Annotated in this window: 23 protein-coding genes; 15 read left to right on the top strand and 8 right to left on the bottom strand. The window is 32.7% G+C overall.

The window, feature by feature from the left end; translation table 11 throughout:
• The first annotated feature begins 3 nt into the window (after nucleotides 1-3).
• Together ACM55H_RS16930 and rlmH are read left to right on the top strand one after the other, a co-directional pair.
• Nucleotides 4-432 (top strand): SRPBCC family protein, encoded by a 429-nt coding sequence (locus ACM55H_RS16930; protein ID WP_416837632.1) that lies wholly within the window; start codon nucleotides 4-6, stop codon nucleotides 430-432.
• 102 nt (nucleotides 433-534) lie between these two features.
• A complete protein-coding gene (rlmH, locus tag ACM55H_RS16925) occupies nucleotides 535-1,008 on the top strand; it encodes a 23S rRNA (pseudouridine(1915)-N(3))-methyltransferase RlmH (protein ID WP_039109797.1) in 474 nt (157 codons plus the stop codon).
• Nucleotides 1,009-1,051: 43 nt separating this feature from the next.
• Here rlmH and ACM55H_RS16920 read toward each other — a convergent pair whose 3' ends face one another.
• Both ACM55H_RS16920 and folP read right to left on the bottom strand, forming a co-directional pair.
• On the bottom strand, nucleotides 1,052-1,684 hold the full coding sequence (locus ACM55H_RS16920; protein WP_416837631.1) for a hypothetical protein: 633 nt from the start codon (nucleotides 1,682-1,684) through the stop codon (nucleotides 1,052-1,054).
• 2 nt (nucleotides 1,685-1,686) lie between these two features.
• The gene (gene folP / locus ACM55H_RS16915; protein WP_416837630.1) at nucleotides 1,687-2,511 is read right to left on the bottom strand and encodes a dihydropteroate synthase; all 825 of its coding nucleotides are present in this window, start codon (nucleotides 2,509-2,511) and stop codon (nucleotides 1,687-1,689) included.
• 87 nt (nucleotides 2,512-2,598) lie between these two features.
• Between folP and ACM55H_RS16910 the strand changes: the two genes are divergently transcribed.
• The 9 genes from ACM55H_RS16910 (at nucleotide 2,599) to ACM55H_RS16870 (ending at nucleotide 9,804) form a co-directional block, all read left to right on the top strand.
• A complete protein-coding gene (locus tag ACM55H_RS16910; RefSeq protein WP_416837629.1) occupies nucleotides 2,599-3,147 on the top strand; it encodes a DUF1599 domain-containing protein in 549 nt (182 codons plus the stop codon).
• 9 nt (nucleotides 3,148-3,156) lie between these two features.
• Entirely contained in the window at nucleotides 3,157-4,257 is a 1,101-nt protein-coding gene (locus ACM55H_RS16905) for a BT_3928 family protein (protein ID WP_416837628.1), read from the top strand.
• Nucleotides 4,258-4,572: 315 nt separating this feature from the next.
• A complete protein-coding gene (locus ACM55H_RS16900; protein ID WP_416837627.1) occupies nucleotides 4,573-5,067 on the top strand; it encodes a TlpA family protein disulfide reductase in 495 nt (164 codons plus the stop codon).
• A gap of 51 nt (nucleotides 5,068-5,118) precedes the next feature.
• The gene (gene tpiA, locus ACM55H_RS16895; protein ID WP_416837626.1) at nucleotides 5,119-5,871 is read left to right on the top strand and encodes a triose-phosphate isomerase; all 753 of its coding nucleotides are present in this window, start codon (nucleotides 5,119-5,121) and stop codon (nucleotides 5,869-5,871) included.
• Between the two features lie 106 nt (nucleotides 5,872-5,977).
• Nucleotides 5,978-6,811 carry a 50S ribosomal protein L11 methyltransferase gene (gene prmA / locus ACM55H_RS16890; protein ID WP_416837625.1) on the top strand — a complete coding sequence of 278 codons (834 nt, stop codon included), beginning with the start codon at nucleotides 5,978-5,980 and terminating at the stop codon, nucleotides 6,809-6,811.
• Between the two features lie 17 nt (nucleotides 6,812-6,828).
• The gene (locus ACM55H_RS16885) at nucleotides 6,829-7,440 is read left to right on the top strand and encodes a class I SAM-dependent methyltransferase (protein ID WP_416837624.1); all 612 of its coding nucleotides are present in this window, start codon (nucleotides 6,829-6,831) and stop codon (nucleotides 7,438-7,440) included.
• 40 nt (nucleotides 7,441-7,480) lie between these two features.
• Nucleotides 7,481-7,756: an ATP-dependent Clp protease adaptor ClpS gene (locus tag ACM55H_RS16880; RefSeq protein WP_416837623.1), complete on the top strand. Its 276-nt coding sequence runs from the start codon at nucleotides 7,481-7,483 to the stop codon at nucleotides 7,754-7,756.
• 95 nt (nucleotides 7,757-7,851) lie between these two features.
• The gene (locus ACM55H_RS16875; protein ID WP_416837622.1) at nucleotides 7,852-9,117 is read left to right on the top strand and encodes a sterol desaturase family protein; all 1,266 of its coding nucleotides are present in this window, start codon (nucleotides 7,852-7,854) and stop codon (nucleotides 9,115-9,117) included.
• Between the two features lie 15 nt (nucleotides 9,118-9,132).
• Nucleotides 9,133-9,804 (top strand): lysoplasmalogenase, encoded by a 672-nt coding sequence (locus ACM55H_RS16870; protein ID WP_416837621.1) that lies wholly within the window; start codon nucleotides 9,133-9,135, stop codon nucleotides 9,802-9,804.
• 45 nt (nucleotides 9,805-9,849) lie between these two features.
• Here the strand turns inward: ACM55H_RS16870 and ACM55H_RS16865 are convergent, their stop codons facing one another.
• Nucleotides 9,850-10,263, bottom strand: coding sequence for a DUF6691 family protein (locus ACM55H_RS16865; protein WP_416837620.1), 414 nt, complete (start codon nucleotides 10,261-10,263; stop codon nucleotides 9,850-9,852).
• Nucleotides 10,260-10,823 (bottom strand): YeeE/YedE family protein, encoded by a 564-nt coding sequence (locus ACM55H_RS16860; RefSeq protein ID WP_416837619.1) that lies wholly within the window; start codon nucleotides 10,821-10,823, stop codon nucleotides 10,260-10,262. The genes ACM55H_RS16865 and ACM55H_RS16860 overlap by 4 nt, the downstream gene beginning before the upstream one ends.
• A 195-nt stretch (nucleotides 10,824-11,018) precedes the next feature.
• On the opposite strand from ACM55H_RS16860, the gene ACM55H_RS16855 reads away from it, so the two are divergent.
• The 4 genes from ACM55H_RS16855 to ACM55H_RS16840 all read left to right on the top strand — a co-directional run bounded on the left by ACM55H_RS16855 (nucleotide 11,019) and on the right by ACM55H_RS16840 (nucleotide 14,665).
• Nucleotides 11,019-11,471: a 2-dehydro-3-deoxyphosphooctonate aldolase gene (locus ACM55H_RS16855; RefSeq protein ID WP_416837618.1), complete on the top strand. Its 453-nt coding sequence runs from the start codon at nucleotides 11,019-11,021 to the stop codon at nucleotides 11,469-11,471.
• A gap of 155 nt (nucleotides 11,472-11,626) precedes the next feature.
• Complete coding sequence (gene kdsA / locus ACM55H_RS16850) at nucleotides 11,627-12,445, top strand: 3-deoxy-8-phosphooctulonate synthase (protein ID WP_039109783.1); 819 nt, start codon at nucleotides 11,627-11,629, stop codon at nucleotides 12,443-12,445.
• A gap of 16 nt (nucleotides 12,446-12,461) precedes the next feature.
• Nucleotides 12,462-13,322, top strand: coding sequence for a hypothetical protein (locus ACM55H_RS16845; protein WP_039109782.1), 861 nt, complete (start codon nucleotides 12,462-12,464; stop codon nucleotides 13,320-13,322).
• A gap of 251 nt (nucleotides 13,323-13,573) precedes the next feature.
• Nucleotides 13,574-14,665, top strand: a complete 1,092-nt coding sequence (locus ACM55H_RS16840) for a PAS domain-containing sensor histidine kinase (RefSeq protein ID WP_416837617.1) — start codon at nucleotides 13,574-13,576, stop codon at nucleotides 14,663-14,665.
• A gap of 41 nt (nucleotides 14,666-14,706) precedes the next feature.
• On the opposite strand, the gene ACM55H_RS16835 is transcribed toward ACM55H_RS16840, so the two are convergent.
• The 4 genes from ACM55H_RS16835 to ACM55H_RS16820 form a co-directional block, all read right to left on the bottom strand.
• Nucleotides 14,707-16,098 carry a M20/M25/M40 family metallo-hydrolase gene (locus ACM55H_RS16835; protein WP_416837616.1) on the bottom strand — a complete coding sequence of 464 codons (1,392 nt, stop codon included), beginning with the start codon at nucleotides 16,096-16,098 and terminating at the stop codon, nucleotides 14,707-14,709.
• Between the two features lie 249 nt (nucleotides 16,099-16,347).
• Nucleotides 16,348-18,648, bottom strand: a complete 2,301-nt coding sequence (gene bglX / locus ACM55H_RS16830) for a beta-glucosidase BglX (RefSeq protein ID WP_416837615.1) — start codon at nucleotides 18,646-18,648, stop codon at nucleotides 16,348-16,350.
• Between the two features lie 3 nt (nucleotides 18,649-18,651).
• Complete coding sequence (locus tag ACM55H_RS16825; protein ID WP_416837614.1) at nucleotides 18,652-19,350, bottom strand: carboxylesterase family protein; 699 nt, start codon at nucleotides 19,348-19,350, stop codon at nucleotides 18,652-18,654.
• A 6-nt stretch (nucleotides 19,351-19,356) separates the two neighbouring features.
• Nucleotides 19,357-20,724 (bottom strand): glucoamylase family protein, encoded by a 1,368-nt coding sequence (locus ACM55H_RS16820; RefSeq protein WP_416837613.1) that lies wholly within the window; start codon nucleotides 20,722-20,724, stop codon nucleotides 19,357-19,359.
• Nucleotides 20,725-20,729 lie beyond the last annotated feature (5 nt).

The raw sequence follows: 20,729 nt of genomic DNA, 5'->3' as shown, positions 1-20,729 counted from the left end.
AATATGGACAAAAATGATAAAACATTGATAACAGTGGAAACTGTAATTAATGCACCAATAGAAACCGTTTGGAATAAGTGGACAAATCCTGACGATATTGTAAAATGGAATAATGCCTCTGATGACTGGCATACAACCAGAGCTGAAAATGATTTGAAAGTTGGAGGTAAATTTGTTTCAAGAATGGAAGCTAAAGATGGTAGTATGGGATTCGATTTTGGAGGTACTTATGACACTATAAAACGAAATCAACTTATTGAATATACCGCTGATGACAATAGAAAAGTAAAAATTAGTTTTTCTGATGCCGATAATAAGACTAAAATTATTGAAATCTTTGAAGCCGAAAACGAAAACCCAATAGCCATGCAACAATCAGGTTGGCAATCTATATTGAATAATTTCAAAGAATATACCGAATCTAAATTGTAAAAAAAATAAGAATTAATCTTAGAAAGTCCATTTATATGGGCTTTTTTTGTTCATAAAATACGATATCAATTTTCTATCTTTGCGCCTCTGAAATTCCACAAAATGAACATTAAACTTATTGCTATCGGTAAAACTGATAACAAAGCCTTACAATCTTTGATAGACGATTACACCAAGCGTTTGTCTTTTTATATCAAATTTGATCTGGATATTATCCCAGATATCAAGAACGTAAAAAACCTTTCGGAAAGTCAGCAGAAAGAAAAAGAAGGCGAATTGATTTTGGCAAAAATTACACCAACTGACCAACTTATATTATTAGATGAAAATGGAAAAAACTTTTCCAGTGTTGGTTTTTCAGAGGAATTACAAAAAAAAATGAACTCAGGTGTTAAGACTTTAGTTTTTGTAATTGGAGGTCCTTATGGATTTTCGGAAACAGTTTATGCCAAAGCACAAGGAAAAATATCGCTTTCACTAATGACTTTTTCGCACCAAATGGTCCGATTATTTTTTATAGAACAATTGTATCGCGGGTTTACAATTTTAAGAAACGAACCGTACCATCATCAGTAAAATTTAGTGTTCAGCAATCAGTTGCAGTTTTCAGTTGACTTGATTAATAAATAAACTCTTCATATTTTGTATAAAATTCTGACGATGGCTGATTTAAATTATTTATGAAAATTTTATCTTGGATAAAACTTCCAAAACTTAAATCTTTATCAAAGCAAAAGACATATTTATTAGGTTTATCACTAGATAATTTATTTAAATATACTTGTAATTCTTCTTGTTTTACCTTAATATTATCTACTAAAATTTCATTGTTTTTAGTAAAAAAGACAACAACTCCTAATTTCGGTTTTTCTAATTTGTAAAACACTTTTGTAAAAGGAATAAAGGCTAAGTTTTTGCCAATGGAATCGGCATACGAATAATAATTTTGTGCTAATTCGTTTTTATGAGCCTTTTCTTCACGCTTTTTTTGTTGTAATTTCATGACTTCAGGAATTACCAATCGCAAAGGCAAACGCTTGTCAATATTGAAAATCCAATTGGTAGAAATAATTTCGTTTTTTCTGTTTACTTCTGCCAAAGTATCTTTCTCTTTTGTCCTAAAAAAAATATAGATTGGCGAATGATCTTCTACATTTTTGACGATTGTTACATTGGCTTTTGGCAATAAAATGTCTTCTTTATTCCCGCAAGAAAACAACATAAAAAGGACAATCAGACTAAAATACTTCATGTTTATGGATTGATTTTATTAAATAAGGTAACACATTCCATTGCTTCTTTTACATCGTGAACACGAAGGATTTTTGCTCCTTTGGTCAAAGCTAAACTATTTAAAACAGTAGTTCCGTTTAAAGCTTGTTCTGCATTAGAATTCAGCGTTTTATAAATCATTGATTTTCTAGAGATTCCTATCAGCATTGGTAATTCTAATAGGTTAAACAATTCCATTTTTTGAAATACTTCGTAGTTTTGTTCCAGTGTTTTGGCAAAGCCAAAACCAGGATCTATAATTAAATCATTGATTCCAAAACTTCTCGCTTTGGCAATTCTTTCCGAAAAATAGAAAACCATTTCTTTTACAATATCGCCATAATTAGTAAGTGTTTGCATCGTTTGAGGATTCCCACGCATGTGCATCATAATATAGGGAACATTGTATTTTGCAATTATATCAAACATTTTTTCGTCCAGATTTCCTGCCGCAATATCGTTGATAATGGCAGCTCCGCTTTCAATGGATGCTTTTGCCACTTCAGCTCTAAAAGTGTCAATAGAGATAATCGTTTCAGGAAATTTTTTTAAAATCAAATCAATGGCAGGAACAATTCTTGAAATTTCTTCTTCTTCCGAAACAAATTCGGCGCTAGGCTTGCTGGAATAAGCGCCTAAATCAATAAAAGTTGCTCCGTCTATTAGTATTTTTTCAACCCGAGAAAGTATTTCGTTATCATTTTTATACTTTCCACCATCAAAAAAAGAGTTGGGTGTAACATTCAAAATCCCCATTACTTTGGGAGTTGACAAGTCGATGAGTTGCCCTTTGCAGTTAATAGTCATTTGTTTACAGTTTTAAAGACTTCAAAATTCTACATTCAAAAAAAATATGCTATTTTTGAAAAAATTTTAGACAAATATACACCAATAATGAAGAATACTTCAAAGGAATATGATACTGTGATTGCGATTTGTCGTTCGCTGTTTATCAACAAAATGAAAGATTACGGATGTGCATGGCGTATTTTAAGATTGCCATCGCTGACTGACCAAATTTACATTAAAGCTCAAAGAATACGAAGTTTACAAGAAAATGAAGTTCATAAAATTGACGAAGATGAAACAGGTGAATTTATCGGGATTATCAATTATTCCATCATGGCATTAATCCAATTGGAATTAGGCGTTGCTGACCAACCTGATTTAGAGGTTTCAAAAGCAACCGAATTATACGATGCCAAAGTTAAACTAACCAAAGATTTAATGGAAGCCAAAAATCATGATTATGGTGAAGCTTGGCGCGATATGCGTGTCAGTTCGCTTACGGATTTGATTTTACAAAAACTGCTTCGTGTCAAACAAATAGAAGATAATAAAGGAAAAACATTAGTTTCTGAAGGTATTGATGCCAATTATCAGGATATGATTAATTATTCGGTTTTTGCATTGATTTTAATGGGTTTCGGAAATAAAAATTAAAATAAAACTATGAAAAATATAATTACTCAATTCTCCCGAATTTTCGTTGGAATCTTATTTATTATTTCAGGATTAATAAAGCTGAATGACCCAATTGGTTTTTCTTATAAACTGGCGGAGTATTTTGGTGAGCCCGTTTTCAACATGCCTTTTTTAGTGCCATTTGCATTAGCGATTGCTTTGTTTTTGGTCATTCTTGAAGTTGTTCTGGGTGTTATGTTGCTCATTGGTTTCAAATCAAAATTTACGATTAAGAGTTTATTGCTATTGATTGTGTTTTTCACTTTCCTTACTTTTTATTCTGCTTATTTTGATGTGGTTAGGGACTGTGGTTGTTTTGGTGATGCATTGCACATTACGCCGTGGCAATCTTTCACTAAAGATGTCGTTTTATTATTTTTTATTCTGATTCTATTTTTTAATAGAAAATTGGTAAAACCTTTATTTGGGAATACAATTCAAAATATCTTAGCTTTTGCAAGTATTGCTGCCTGTGCTTTTATGGGCTATTGGGTTATCAATCATTTACCTATAATCGATTTTCGCCCGTATAAAGTAGGAACCAATATCCAAAAAGGAATGAGAATTCCTGATAATGCGCCAAAAAGTGTGGTCGAAATGATTTTCATTTATAAAGTAAATGGCGTTGACAAAGAATTTACTGAAAAGGATTTAATGGCCCTACCTGAAGGAGCCACATTTGTAGACAGAAAAGACAAAGTGATTACGGAAGGTTACGTCCCTCCTATTCATGATTTTGCAATGGAAAAAGACGGATCAGATTATAAAGATGAATTCTTAGACGAACCAAAATTAATCATGATAGTAGCTTATGATTTAGTTCATGCTGATAAAGAAGGTCTAATAAAATTAGAGAAATTGAATCAAGAAGCTAAAGCAAAAGGGTATAAAGTGATAGGAATGACGGCTTCATCACCGGAAGAAATTGCCAAATCGAAGAAAGAATTTGGGATGACATTCGATTTTTATTTCTGTGATGCCACTGCTTTAAAAACTATCGAAAGAGCCAACCCTAGTATTGTAGTTCTTGAAAAAGGGACCATTTTGCAAAAAGTACATTATAATGATATTAAAGATTTAAAGCTGTAAATAAAAGGTTTAAAGTTACTGAAACAGGTAATTTTAGACCTTTAATTATTTTATATACTCACATAAATTTTGTCCAATTTAGTAATGTATTTTAATGAAATATCACTTAAAAATGGATAAATTAGTTCACTTTGAAAGCCCTACTTTTAATTTATTTCAATAAACACTCCTTTTAACAGTTAACTATTACGATTTCACTACTTTTATCATTACAAAAAAATCATTTTTTGTGATATAATAGCAGAGAATTCAAAATTCGTCAATCTCTATTCCCCAATCAAATTGTTTGTTTAACTTTGTTCCAAATTATAAAAAATGAAAAAAATATTCGTTTTATTCATTGCTTTCGTTACATTTTCTTGTACACAAGCTCAAAAAACAGCATTTTCAAAAGAAGCGTTATCAGAAACATTATTGTCAACTGATGGAAGCCAAGTTGCTTTTAAGAATATTTTAAAAAAGCACAAAGGCAAAACTTTAGTAATTGAAGTTTGGGCATCTTGGTGCGGAGATTGTGTAAAAGCAATGCCCAAAATTAAAGAATTACAGGCTAATAATCCTGATGTAGACTATGTGTTTATTTCTATGGACAAAGCTGCAGATAAATGGAAAGTTGGTATTGAAAAACACGAATTAAAAGGAGAACATTTCATGGCAAATGACCAAATGAAAGGTGTTTTTGGAAAAGCAATTGATTTGGATTGGATTCCAAGATACATCATCATTGACAAAACAGGAAAAATAGTTTTATATCGTGCGATAGAAACTGATTTTGACTTAATAAATGAAACTTTAAAAAAATTGAAATAATAGCAGTATTCATTTCAAAAAAACTACCTAACTAAAATAAAAAACAACAAAATGAGAAAGAAGATTGTAGCAGGAAACTGGAAAATGCATAAAAACGCAGAACAGACTGAAGATTTATTGAATGAATTAATTGCAAAAATCCCAACAGAAACTAAAGCACAAGTAATTATAGCTCCAACTTTTGTTAACCTAGCTTCTGCTGTTGATCATTTAGAGTTTACAAATATTGATGTCGCTGCTCAAAATGTACATCAAGCTGAAAGTGGTGCTTTTACAGGCGAAATTTCTGCTGATATGCTTAAAAGTGTTGGTGTAAATATCGTAATTCTTGGACATTCAGAGCGTAGAGCAATTTTTAATGAAACAGATGCTTTAATTGCAAGTAAAGTAAATACAGCTTTAGAACATGACATGACTGTTATTTTCTGTTTTGGTGAAGAGTTGAAAGACCGTCAATCTAAAAACCATTTCAATATAGTTGAAAATCAATTGCGTGATGGTTTGTTTCAGATTGAAGCAAAAGACTGGGCAAATGTTGTTTTAGCATACGAGCCAGTTTGGGCAATTGGAACTGGAGAAACAGCTTCTCCGGAACAAGCACAAGAAATGCACGAATTCATCAGAGAAACTGTACGTAAAGCTTTTGGAAGCGACATCGCTGATGATGTTTCAATTCTTTACGGTGGAAGTGTGAAACCAGAAAATGCAAAAGAAATTTTCTCTAAACCAGATGTAGACGGAGGTCTTATTGGTGGAGCTGCACTAAAAGCAGATGATTTTGTTGCTATTGTGAGCGCAATATAATTTTTCACATACAATTTTAAAAAAGGTTTGATATTTTATCAAGCCTTTTTTTGTTTTAATTCTTCAATAAAAAGAGATAATACTACCTTTGCCAAAAAAAATAAACATGTCAAACATTTATATCGGATATCATTTTACCATAGAACCAAAAGAATTAGGTTCAGAAATATTAATTGCTCAATTAGGAGAAAAAGCTTTTGAAAGTTTTACCGAAACCGAAACGGGTGTTTCTGCTTTTGTGCAAAAGGATTTATGGGACGAAATGATTCTTGATGAAATTCAAATTTTGCAATCAGAGGAATTTAAAATTGACTATACTTTCGAAGAAATAGAGCAAGTGAACTGGAATGAGGAATGGGAAAAGAATTTTGAACCGATTGATGTAGACGGAAATTGTCACGTACGTGCTCCTTTTCATCCAAAAACGGATGCCGAATTTGATATTGTAATTGAACCAAAAATGAGTTTTGGAACCGGTCATCACGAAACCACTCACATGATGATTCAACATTTATTAGAAATAGATGTTACTGATTTAAAAACACTTGATATGGGTTGCGGGACAGCAATTTTGGCTATTCTAGCTGAAATGAAAGGTGCCCAACCAATTGATGCCATTGATATTGACAATTGGTGTTATTTGAATTCTATCGAAAATGCAGAACGCAATAATTGTGAACATATTACAGTTTATGAAGGTGATGCCGCTTTGTTGAAAGACAAAAAATATGATTTGATAATTGCGAATATCAATAGAAATATTTTGTTGAACGATATGCAAAGTTATGTAGATTGTTTAAATCCAAAAGGAACCTTACTATTAAGCGGTTTCTATGTAGAAGACATCCCATTTATTGATGCTTCCTGTACAGAAAAAGGTTTAACTTATGTTAAAAAATTCGAAAGAAACAACTGGGTTTCTTTAAAATACGTAAATTAGTATTGAAAATCAGATAGATGGAAATCAATAATAAAAGTCATTGGGAAACCGTTTATGAAACTAAACAACCCAGTGAAGTAAGTTGGACACAAGAAAATCCTAAAATCTCACTTGATTTTATTCGAGAAACCAATTTGGGTAAATCGGCAAAGATTATTGACATTGGTGGTGGCGACAGCAAACTTGTTGATTTTTTATTGGAAGACGGTTATGAAAATATAACCGTTTTAGATATTTCGGAAAATGCATTGGAACGGGCAAAAATTCGTCTGGGAAAAAAGGCTGAAAAAGTAACTTGGATTGTTTCGGATATAACAGAGTTCAAACCAGCAACTACTTATGATATCTGGCACGATCGAGCCACCTTTCATTTTTTGACTAGTGATGCCCCGATAAATAGTTACATTAAAATTGCTCAAAAATGGATTTCCAGTTTTTTGATTATTGGTACGTTTTCAGATAAAGGTCCTATGAAATGTAGCGGCCTAGAAATCAAACAATATACCGAAACAACTCTCGAAAATCAATTTCAAGCAACGTTTGAAAAATTAAAATGCATTAATGAAGATCACATTACCCCATTTGAAACAACACAAAATTTTATATTCTGTGTTTTTAGGAAAAGATAAATTAAGCTATATTTTTATTTAACCCCCAAAGTATCTAAAAATGAGTACTAAAGAAAAAGTTAGAGAAAGAGTCAGTGTAAAAGAGATTATATCAATTGATAACGAAATTATTGTTTATAATGATGATGTAAACACTTTTGACCATGTTATAGAAACTTTAATACGCGTTTGCAATCACACTGCAGAACAAGCGGAACAATGTTCATTGATTGTTCATTATAACGGAAAATGTACCGTAAAAACAGGTCCTTATGATAAGCTAAAGCCACAATGTACCCAACTATTGGAAGCTGGATTAAGTGCTGAAATTATATAGCCGTATTTAAATCCCATAGCCTGTTATAGAATTATTACAAATAATTCAAAAAATATATACTTTTATTATATATTTGAACAACACATCAGGCTTTTATGGAAGAATACGGAAAAATTTTAGTTTTTGTAATGCCCATTTTTTTACTATTAATCATAATAGAAAAAATATATGGTCATTATAAAGGAGAAGATACTTCTCCTAACATGGATTCAGTTTCGAGCGTAAGTTCAGGAATGGTCAACTCCTTAAAAGATGTTTTAGGACTTAGTATCACCCTTATTTCATACAATTGGATCGCATCAAAAATTGCAATTTTCCATTTAGAACCTACTGTTCTTGCTTATATCATTGGTTTCATAGCTATTGATTTTTATGGTTATTGGAGCCATCGATTTTCGCATCAAATCAATTTTTTATGGAATAAGCATGCCATTCATCACAGCAGTGAAGAGTTCAATTTAGCTTGTGCTTTACGCCAGCCCATATCCAGTTTTGTAAATTTATTTACTTTTCTTCTAATTCCTGCGGCTCTGTTAGGAGTTCCTTCAAAAGTGATTGCGATTACACTTCCCATTCATTTATTTCTTCAATTTTGGTATCATACCAAGCACATTAAAAAAATTGGCTTTCTGGAAAACATCTTGGTTTCGCCTTCTCATCATCGGGTACATCATGCTATTAATCCGGAATATATGGATAAAAATCATTCCCAAATATTTATAATTTGGGATAAGTTATTTGGTACATTTCAAGAAGAATTAGAAGCTGTCCCTCCCGTTTTTGGAATCACAAGACCTGCACAAACCTGGAATCCCATTCGCATTAATTTTCAACATCTTTGGCTACTGATAACCGATGCTTGGCGTGCTGAAAACTGGAAAGATAAATTCACTATTTGGTTTAAACCAACGGGGTGGCGTCCAGAAAATTTTGAAGAAAAATATCCTGTACACAAAATTAAAGATGTTTATGCTTTTGAAAAATATGGCACCCAACATTCGAAAAAACTGATGTTTTGGTCCATGATTCAAGCTGTAATTACTTTATTATTTATCAGCTATTTATACAACTCTATTGCAATAATTGGTTTACCCAATGTATTTGTATATGGCGTATTTATTTTTGTAACAGTTTATAGCTATACTGAATTAATGGATACCCGAAAAATTTCACTATTTTGGGAAATTCTCCGATTTGTTTTTGGAATAGCCATTATTGCTTATTTTGGGGACTGGTTTTCAATGAATCAGCTTTTCCCTTATGCAAATTATATCATTATTGGATATCTTACGTTATCCTTAATAGCCACAGTCTACTTTGTACGTGTAAATTTCGAAAAAGAAAAAGTAGTAGAGGCATAATCTTAAAAACAATTCATGAGAAGTACCTTATCATTCAAAGCCTATATTGGAATCAGTTTCGCTTATCTCTTATTTATTATTTTAGGAAGAGAAGATATTTCATGGTTTATAAAACCTTTTTTAATTCCTTTTCTTTTTCTTGCAGTTTATTCCTGCGGCAATTTTCCATCTAAAAAATTCCTTTTAGTAGCCTTAACTTTTTCTTGGATGGGAGATGTCGTTTTACTATTTGCCTACAAAGCAGAAATCTATTTCATCATTGGATTGGTAGCATTTCTAATTTCTCATATCGCTTATATCGTTTTATTCAGTAAACAATTAAGAATAAATTCGTCCAGAAACAAAGCTGTTTTCTGGGTGGGAATAACAGTTATTATAGTCTATTTAATACTAATGTTATCAATATTATTACCAACTTTAGGTGACTTAAAAATTCCGGTTTTTGTTTATGCCATCATACTGTCAACAATGCTTTTATTTGCATTTAAAGGGTATTTAAAATGGAGTAAACCTGCCGGGAGTTATATATTACTAGGCGCGGTTATTTTTGTATGTTCGGACAGTATTCTGGCTTTCAATAAATTTTATGAACCCATTCGATTTAGTTCTTTTCTGATAATGGCAACGTACCTGCTTGCTCAATACTTAATTATAGTTGGTATTTTGAAATTAAACAGAAAAAAATAGCATTTCCATTTTCAGAAAATGCTATAAAATTTAATTTTAATGGAATTAATGAGGCAATTTATCTTTTAATAATCCATAAATAAAGGTACCTAACAAAGCCCCAAAAAGCACTAAAAGCACGCTCCAGAAACCAGCACCAATTAGAATAAATATTGGACCTGGACAAGAACCTACAAGTGCCCAACCCAATCCAAAAAATAATCCACCAATCAAATAACGGGAAGAACCTTTTTCTTTATCCAAAATTTCTATTGGCTGACCTTTTACATCTTTTAGTTTATTTCTTTTTATGATTTGGATGCCAATTACTCCTGTCAAAATAGCCACAGCGATAATTCCGTACATGTGAAAGGATTGAAATTGAAACATTTCATAAATGCGATACCACGAAACTGCTTCCGATTTTGTAAGTACAATTCCGAAAACAAATCCAACTAATAAATATTTTAATATGTTCATATTCTAAAAATTAAGGGTAATAAAAAATGAGCCATAATTAATCCTCCAACAAAAAACCCTATAACAGCTTTCAAAGATGGAAGTTGCAAATTACTTAAACCTGATATCGCATGTCCTGAAGTACAACCTCCGGCATAACGAGAGCCAAAACCTATTAAAATCCCACCTATTATAAGAATAAAAATGCTTTTGGGAGATTGCCAAATTTGCGTACCAAAAAGTGCTTCTGGCATTAATTTTCCGTTTGGAGCATCGATTCCCAGTTGTGCTAATTGTGCAATGGTTTTTGGGTTTATAGCAACATTTGAAGCATCACTCATAAAATGCACCGCTACAAAACCGCCTAACATAGCTCCTATAACCACAACTAAATTCCAACGTTGTGCTTTCCAATCAAAATCAAAAAACGGTACTCGTTTCCCTAAACCAGCTATAGAACAAAGGGAGCGCAAATTAGAAGACATGCCAAAAGTCTTTCCAAAATAAATCAGGCAAAGCATAATCATGCCTATTAAAAACCCGGAAACATACCAAGGCCAAGTTTGATAAATAATATCCATATTTGTAAATTTTATGCAAATATATAAAGCAAATTATTGATTCTATGTGAGAAAAGTTACAATAGTAAAAAACTGCACCATAAATTAATATTTGTTATTGTAATAGGGTTTAAAGTTCTGTTTATATTTGTACCTCTTTAAGCTGGAAATGGTATTATAATTGCTATAAACATTACCAAAAAATCAATTAAAAATATGAAAAAGGCATTACTTTTTATCGCTTTATTGCTACTTAGTGTTTCTTGTGTAAGCACAAAATCTACTTTAAAAAACGTGGATGACAATGCACCCGCACTAACACTTACAAAAGAAAACACTTTTGTAATAACAGCCTACAGCAAAGACAAAAAATATGGTTACGATCAAGATTATCCAATCAACATTTTTTACAGAAACACAACAAACGAAACGATTAATCAGGAACGTTTTTTGAATGCATTGGCTGGACCAAAAGGAGAAAAAATCACTTACACAAAACTGGAAAGTTGCTGCCCGTTTCCAACAAAAAAGACAGATTTAGGCGCTGGTTTTCTGGATGTATATGAACTAAAATGGGATGGGCAAAAGAAATCTATAAAACTCTATTTGAATATTTACGAAAAAGGAATTTTAATGGTACCCGTTGGTCTTAGTTTAAAAAAGAATTAAATAAAACACGACTACCCTAGCCCTGATAACAGTGAAAATCCTTTTCTTTTTTCTTTCAAAAAAGAAAAGATTGTAACGGATAGCAGGAAATAGCTTCAAAAAAATACTAACTCATTATTTCTAATTATCTTTGCACTTTCAAAAAATAAATTTTTATGAACATACAACATATTCCACTGATCAAATATACTGATAGTGGCAACTTCTTTCTTCTTGCTGGTCCTTGTGCTATTGAAGGTGAAGAAATGGCAATGCGTATTGCCGAAAAGCTAGTTGGTATCACAGATAAACTAGAAATTCCATTTGTTTTTAAAGGCTCTTTCAAAAAAGCCAATCGTTCCAGAATTGACAGCTTTTCAGGAATTGGAGACGAAAAAGCATTAAAAATCCTTAGAAAAGTTTCGGAAACTTTTGGTGTTCCTACGGTAACAGATATTCATACCAATGAAGATGCAGAAATGGCTGCACAATATGTAGATGTGTTGCAAATACCTGCTTTTCTAGTCCGTCAAACTGATTTAGTCGTGGCTGCTGCCAATACCGGAAAGGTTGTAAACTTGAAAAAAGGACAATTTATGAGTCCTGAAAGCATGAAACATGCTGTGCAAAAGGTTTTGGATTGCAACAATCAAAACGTAATGGTTACGGATCGTGGAACTATGTTTGGCTATCAAGACATGATTGTGGATTTTAGAGGTATTCCTACAATGCAAAACTATGCAACCACAGTTCTTGATGTTACGCATTCGCTACAACAACCCAACCAAACGGCTGGAGTAACAGGCGGAAGACCTGATATGATTGAAACTGTTGCCAAAGCAGGAATTGCTGTAGGTGTAGATGGAATTTTCATAGAAACTCATTTTGATCCCGCTAATGCTAAAAGCGATGGGGCAAACATGTTGCATTTAGATTATTTTGAAGGTCTGATGACTAAATTAGTCGCAATCAGAAAAACAATAAATCAGTTTTAATTTCAATTCAAATTCATTGAAAAATATAATTTTATATTCCGCATTCTTAATTATGTGTTTTTCAAAAAACACTTTTGCGCAAGAGCAAATTAAAATACAAGATAAATATACGGCCCACAACAAAGGGAAGTTTTTTATTTCTTGGGGTGGAAACAGAGATAGTTACACCAAATCTGATGTTACCTTTAGAGGAAAAGATTATAATTTTACTCTTGATAATATGGTCGCTCATGACAAACCAAAAGGCTGGCATGTTGATTATATAAACCCCGCAAGAATGACTATTCCTCAAACTAATTTTAGAATGGGGTATTTCATAAATGACCATTACAGTATTGCTGTAGGATGGGATCACATGAAGTATGTTATGACGCAGGATCAAACCGTTAATATGACAGGGACAATCAACCTTCCTTTGACAGATTCCGGATCTGATTACAATGGGACTTACAACAATACTCCGAGTGTTATGACAGAAAAATTTCTGATGTATGAGCATACTGATGGATTAAACTATGTAAACACTGAATTTTCAAGACATGATGATATTTCATCTTTATTCAAAATTGGGAATACTGATAAAATTCAAATCAACTTAACTGAAGGTGTTGGAGTTGGATTATTATATCCAAAAACAAATACGACTCTTTTAGGTAAACCGCGTCACGATGATTTTCATGTATCTGGTTATGGAACTTCTTTGAAAGCAGGTTTAAATGTCACTTTCCTAAAACATTTTTATGTTCAAGGGGAATTAAAAGGAGGTTATATCAACATGCAGGATATTAGAACTACTCAAAGTACGGAAGATAGTGCTTTTCAAGATTTTTTCTTTTTCCAAAGAATAATTGCTTTTGGAGGAATATTCAAAATATAAATAGTACATAAATAATAATAATAATAAACGAGGCTGTCAGTAAAATGACAGCCTCGTTTTGTTTAACGCTTTTTTTATTTTAATGAAGTTAATATGTTTATTTTAATTACAAATTTGTTCCCACCATTGCTTTTATTATGATAATTATTAGCTAAATTTGGATATTATGTTTTCTTCTAAAATAACAGAATTAAACAATTCATAAAATTTGTATTTATCTAAAATCTGAATAAAAACAACTTTTACACCACATGACTATAAAAAAAAGAAATCCTGATTCAGGTGGGACCTATCACTTTGATAATTTTTTTAAAATCTCAGCTGATTTTATTTGTATTGCAGGATTTGATGGCTATTTCAAGCGAATAAATCCCGCTGTTTCAAAATTATTAGGTTATTCAGATGAGGAATTGTATGCTAACCCCATAAGTAGTTTTGTTTATGCTCCAGACCTTAAAATTACTATCGAAACAAGAGAACAAGTATATAAAAACAAGCCACTTTTAAATTTTGAAAATCGGTATTTAACTAAAAGTGGAGAAGTTGTATGGTTATCCTGGACATCAATGCCCGTTGAAGAGGAGAAGCTAGTTTATGCTATTGCTAAAAACATTACGCATAAAAAAAGAATTGAAGAAGAACGAAACTTACTTCTTGCAAATCTGACAAAAATTAATAAAGACCTTAAGCATTTATCGTATACAACTTCGCATGACTTAAAGTCACCTGTAAATAATTTGCTGTCTGTATTTGATCTCATAGACCTTTCAAAGATTAATGACGAGGAAACACTTGAATTTATAACTATTTTAAAAAACGCAACAGAGAGTTTAAGGCAAACTTTAAAAAAATCAGTAGATGAATTAATTCATAAAGATGAGTTAAATGCCCCCATTGAAGAATTAGGTTTGAATAAAAATTTAAATGAAGTGCTACTTTCTATAAAATCTTTAATAGAAAATTCAAAAATCATAATTCACATCGACTTTTCAGAGCTTGCTGAAATTAATTTTAATAAAGAATACCTGAAAAGTATATTTTTAAACTTAATTACCAATTCAATAAAATACACGAAACCAGACACCTTACCCTCAATTTCCATTGTTTCTAAAAAAATAAACGGAATCAGTCAATTAATTTATTCTGATAATGGATTGGGTTTTGATATGGAAAAAGTTAAAGATAAAATTTTTGGTCTCCATCAAAAATTCCACGATCATATTGATAGCAACGGCATAGGACTTTATCTAATTTATAATCACATCACTAATTTAGGTGGTCGTATTGAAGTAGAAAGTAAAATTAATGAAGGCGCAAAATTCACAATCTTTTTTAAAGATTGATCATTTTGCGCCTTCATAATTGATTAAATATTTTTTTAACCCTATTGCACTTCCTTATTTACTTCAATTCCATTCTGATCGATCAAATACATTAATGAAGCCATTGTTGCGGCCCCTAATTCTAGTTCTCTTTTATTGACGGCATCAAATGTATCATTTAATGCATGGTGATAATCAAAATAACGTTGTGAATCTGGCTTTAAACCTGCTTTTACAAGCGTTTTAGAAGTCAATGGTCCAATATCTGAACCAGCATGCCCTTTTACAAAACTATGAATCAAATAGGGCTCAAAAAGATCTTTCCATCCTAGAATTTTATTAAAATTAACATCATCACTTTCTAAAGAAAAACCTCTGGGACTGAATCCGCCTGAGTCACTTTCTAAAGCAAAAATGTGATTTTCTTTATTGGTTTGAGCCAATTCTTCATATTTTTTTCCACCTTTACCACCGTTTTCTTCATTCATAAAAAGTACAACACGAATGGTATTTTTTGGTTTATAACCCAAGTTCTTAAAGATATTTACCACTTCCATACTTTGAACCACCCCTGCTCCATCATCATGAGAACCATCGGCTAAATCCCAAGAATCAAGATGTCCGCCAACAACCATAATGTTTTCAGGATGCTCACTCCCTTTTATTTCTCCTATGACATTGTAGGATAAAACATCATCCATCTGCTTACAGGATTGTTTGAAATAGAATTTTAATTTTGGATTATTTTTTAATTTTTTGCTCAATAATTCAGCTCCATTTGTACTAATAGCAGCTGTTGGAATGTATTGTGATTTTGGAATGTCGCCATAGCTCTGTGCTCCTGTATGAGGAAAATCATCCAATCGAAGATTCATAGATCGTACAATGGTACCCAATGCTCCAAATTTTGAAGCTTCTTTGGCTCCTGCATATCTTTGATCTACACAACCACTATAAGCATTGAAAGCTTCTATTTGTTCATCCTCCATCGGTCGGTTGAAAAAAACTATTTTCCCTTTAATTTTATTTCCTAAAGCTTCTAATTCTTTGATGCTGTGCACTTCAATTACTTCAGCAGTAAGTCCATTTTTTGAGGTAGCAACAGAACCTCCCAATGCGCAAATAGGCACATTTATTTTAGTTTTATTGTCTTGAATGTAAGCAGTTTCTTTTTCGCCACGAACCCATTTTGGCACCATTACTTCTTGAAGATAAACACGATCCAACCCTAGAGTTTCTAATTGTGCTTTGGTATACTGAACTGCTTTTTCAGCACTGGCTGAACCTGATAAACGAGAACCTATTTTATTGGATAAATAATCCAACCAAGAATAACATTTTGAGTTGGTTAATGATGATTTGTAAATTTCTTTTAGCGTTTGTTCATCTTTAGTTTGTGCAAAAAGAACAATTCCGCTAAGGAATAGCATAACTGATAAAATTGATTTTTTCATAATTTAATATGGTGATTGTTTGAAATAGTACTTAATAATTTCGGTTTTAATATTAATGGCAATTTCGTAATTCTTAACGGATATTTGATGCCACATTCTAAAAAAAATCCTGCATATTACTTTTTTGAATTGATAAAATTAAATAAAATAGTCGTTCTTCATTGTGTCGATTTTAATATTCACACTTTTTTATAAAAAAACCCTTCGATATAAATACCGAAGGGTCGTCACTAAATAAACAAACCAAATTTATTTAATCAACTCCAAACTAACTTTCTTCTCTGCATTAGAATCAGTGCCAACAAAAATTTGAAACGCACCTGGCTCAGCAATAAACTGTAAATCAGAATTATAAAATTTCAACTCTTCAACGGAAATTTCAAAAGTTACCGTTTGTTTTTCTCCTTTTTTAACAGCGATTTTTTGAAATCCTTTCAACTCTTTTATAGGTCTTGTAACAGATCCCACTAAATCTCTTATGTACAATTGCACTACTTCTTTACCATCATAATTTCCGGTATTTGTCACATCAACAGTAACGTTTACTTTTTCGTTGAAATGCATTTTATCCGATGAAATTTTCAGGTTCGAATAGTCGAATGTGGTATAACTCAATCCAAAACCAAAAGGAAATAAAGGCTCATTTCTTTCGTCGATATAATTAGATCTGAATTTTTCAAACTTTCCTTCTTTGTTCCCTAACGGTCTTCCTGTATTTTTTTGGTTGTAATAAATAGGCACTTGCCCTACACTTCTAGGGAAAGTAGCAGTCAATTTTCCCGAAGGATTTTCATTTCCAAACAAAACGTCAGCAATTGCACTTCCTGCTTCACTTCCTGCAAACCATGTATTCAATATCGCTGGAACAGTTGCGTTTTCCTGAACTAAAACTAATGGACGCCCAGTAAATAAAACCAAAACCACTGGTTTTCCAGTTTTAAGTAATTCTTGTAATAAATCTTTTTGAGCTTGTGGAATTTCTAAATTGGTTCGGCTGCTGCTTTCTCCACTCATTTCCGCAGATTCACCAAGAGCTGCAATAATTACATCCGATTGATTGGCAATTTTCAAAGCTTCTACCAATAATTCTTCCTTTGTTCTGCTATCACGGTGTAAGGTTTTACCAAACATGGTCGCTTTGTCTTCGAAAGCTGCATCATAATCCAGATTACTTCCTTTGGCGTAAAGCACTTTAGTTGAATTTCCAACAACTTCATTGATTCCGGCTACTAGTGAAATAGACTTTTGCATATTTGTCGCAACACTCCAAGTACCCGCCATGTTTTCTTTGGCATCAGCCAATGGTCCAATCACGGCTACAGTTCCTGATTTTTTCAAAGGAAGTAATTGGTTTTTATTTTTAAGCAAAACCAAAGATTGAGCAGCAATTTTTCTGGCTTCAGCTCTGTTACTATTCGTGAAAATTTCCGTTTTTGCTCTTTTTTCATCACAATATTTATAAGGATCTTGAAACAATCCTAAATCATATTTGGCATTCAAAATAAGTCGAACTGCATTATCGATTTGCTCTATGCTTACCTTTTTTTCATCCAAGGATTTTTTCAAAGTTGTAAGAAAACCTTCGCCTACCATATCCATTTCAACTCCGGCATTTAGAGCCAACGCAGAAACGGTTTGCAAATCTCCCATACCGTGTTCTATCATTTCAGGAATTCCTGTAAAATCAGTAACCACAAAACCTTTAAAACCCCATTGTTTTCTCAACACATCAGTCATCAACCATTTGTTTCCAGTTGCCGGAATTCCGTCAATTTCGTTGAAAGATGCCATAACAGAACCTACACCAGCATCAACAGCCGCTTTGTATGGAGGAAAATAATCATTGTACATTTTTATTCTGCTCATGTCAACAGTATTGTAATCGCGTCCCGCTTCCGGCGCACCATACAAGGCAAAATGTTTCACACAAGATAAAATGGTATTATTCTTTGATAAATCATCTTGTTGGTATCCATGCACCATTGCTTTTGCAATTTGGCTTCCCAAAAATGGATCTTCACCCGAACCTTCAGAAACTCTACCCCATCTTGGATCACGAGAAATATCAACCATAGGAGAAAAAGTCCAGTTGATTCCATCAGCACTGGCTTCTTGAGCTGCTATTTGAGCACTTCTTTCAATCAGTTTCATATCCCAAGTACAAGACAATCCAAGTGGAATAGGAAAAGTCGTTTCATAACCATGAATGACATCCATTCCAAAAAGCAACGGGATTTTCAATCGGCTTTTTTCGACTGCAATCTTTTGTACTTCTTTAATTTTTTGAACTGATTTTATATTGAATAAACCACCTACTTTACCTTCTTCAATGTTTTTAGCTACATTAGAACTATTGGCTGCACCAGTTGTAATATCTCCCGAAGTAGGCAAATTCAATTGTCCTATTTTCTCCTCCAAAGTCATTTTCGACAATAATTCGGATACAAATTCGGTTTTGGGTTTAATTTTAACCGCCTTTTTAGCTGTCTTTTTTTGGCTGTAGCCAAAAAATGAAAAGCCTAAGAGAAGTATAATTAGTTTAATTTTCATTTTTTATTTTTTTATTTGTTTAAACATCCAATCATAAATTTCTTGGTTGTCATATACTCTTGACCAACTGTCGTGACCTGCATCATCAAAAATGGTTAGTTCGACATTGCCATTACACTTTTTTAGTTCTTTATAAATGGCGATTGCATAATCTGGATTCACAACATCATCCATCAAACCGTGAAAAACCCGAGTTGGAATTGCCGCAATTTTACACGCTTCTTCTAATTGAATCAAATCTACAAATCCCGAAATTGGAACTATTGCAGCAAACATATCAGGATGAGCAAAAGCCAGATTCCAAGTTCCCCAACCACCTAAACTCAATCCGGTAAGGTAAATTCGGTTTGAATCTATATTGTTTTCTTTTTGAATTTTTAAAATCAAACGGTACAATACTTCACTATTCCATTCTTCGTTTTCAGGACATTGTGGTGCTAAGATATATGCATCGAGTTCGTGGTTTTTGATGTATTTAAAAGGTCCATGAATTTTTACTTTTTCGATATCAGTTCCTTTTTCACCTGAACCATGAAGAAAAATGATTAACGGTTTTTTATCTTTAGTATTCGCCGGAATATGTAATGCATAACCAATTTCGTGTTTTTGCACGATTTCGGTTTTCATTTTTCCATTTACCTCCAATTGTGAAAAGGCATTCCATGAAAATAAAAAGGCAATTATTATAATTTTATACTTCATAATTCCTTAAAAATTATATTTCCCGGAATGAAAACCAAGTTTTACTAAACCTTGTTTTACCTCTGGCGAATTCATAAATAATTTCCATAATAAACCGGTACGATAATTTTCAACCATTGGGGCTATTGTACCTTGATCGATTGCCAAATATCGTGGCGTTATCCAATTATAATGCGGAGAAAAAGCGTCATAAGGTCCCGCAATTCCAACTAAAGAACTCTTTTTCTCATCATATAAATAATGGAGAAATTTCATTGATTCCGTTGGCGTATAAGGAAAAGAGGATAATGCTGCAGTTGGTGAAATTACTCCTAAATCGTTATTAGGCTGATGCGCTGAATATCCTGTAGATCCGTCACTATTACGAGAATAACTTGCCGTTAATCCCCAACATTTGTCCGAATACCCATTCCATTGATGTGGATTAGCAATACAATATTTGTTCATGATTTTAGCATGGTTTTGGGTCAGTGCCCAATAATCTGCATATTGATCCGTCAAGTTAGTAGGATCTAAACCTAAATAAGAATAATGTGCCCAAAACATAGGACCTACATTTCCTGTTGCTCCATTATAATTGAATATTACTGGAATTCCGTATTGTGAACTGCCATTTACTATTGCGCCATTTCTTGCCCAAGCCTCATGATATGCTGCAGCGGGAATAGGATGTGTAGGAGACGCAGCACCCATTATATAGGTAATCAAACATTCGTTGTATCCTTCCAGTTTAAAATTCATTTCCCAACCATAAGTAGGTGACCAATGCCAGTATAATGCATTTTCGCCTTTGGTATACCAATCCCACTCAACACCTTTCCATAAATTATCCGCTTTAATGGCCAAAGCTTTTTCTGCAGTAGTTCCGTTTTTGAAATATTCTCTAACGGTTAATAAACCCTGACATAAAAACGAGGTTTCTACTAAATCTCCTCCATTATCTTTAGTTCCAAAAGGAATTACTTTGCCAGTTGTTCCATTTATCCAATGTGACCACGCACCATGAAACCGATCTGCATTTTCGAGAAAAGTCAAAGCAGTTGTAAGTCTAGAAACAGCTTCGTTTCTATTAACAAATCCTCGCTCTACACCAACGACTATTGACATTAACCCAAAACCGGAACCTCCAGTAGTAACTATATTAGCTTCAAAACTTGGATCATCAGTTAGATAACGTTCTCTTGCTAATTTTGAATTGGTTTCAGCATAATCCCAAAAATATTTAATGGCATCTTTTTGAACTTGATCCATAGCTTCAGTATCTGTTAAAACAGGCACAGGAGTTGCAGGAGTTGTTGGTAATGGAGTACCACCACCACTATTTCCTCCAGGGGATGAAGACGAACAAGAATTTAAAAAAATTAAAAAAAACATTAAGT

The sequence above is a fragment of the Flavobacterium cryoconiti genome (assembly GCF_048158645.1).
Lineage (GTDB): Bacteria > Bacteroidota > Bacteroidia > Flavobacteriales > Flavobacteriaceae > Flavobacterium > Flavobacterium cryoconiti.
Note: the sequence above shows the minus strand (reverse complement) of the source record. Positions and strands in the feature narration are given on the sequence as shown.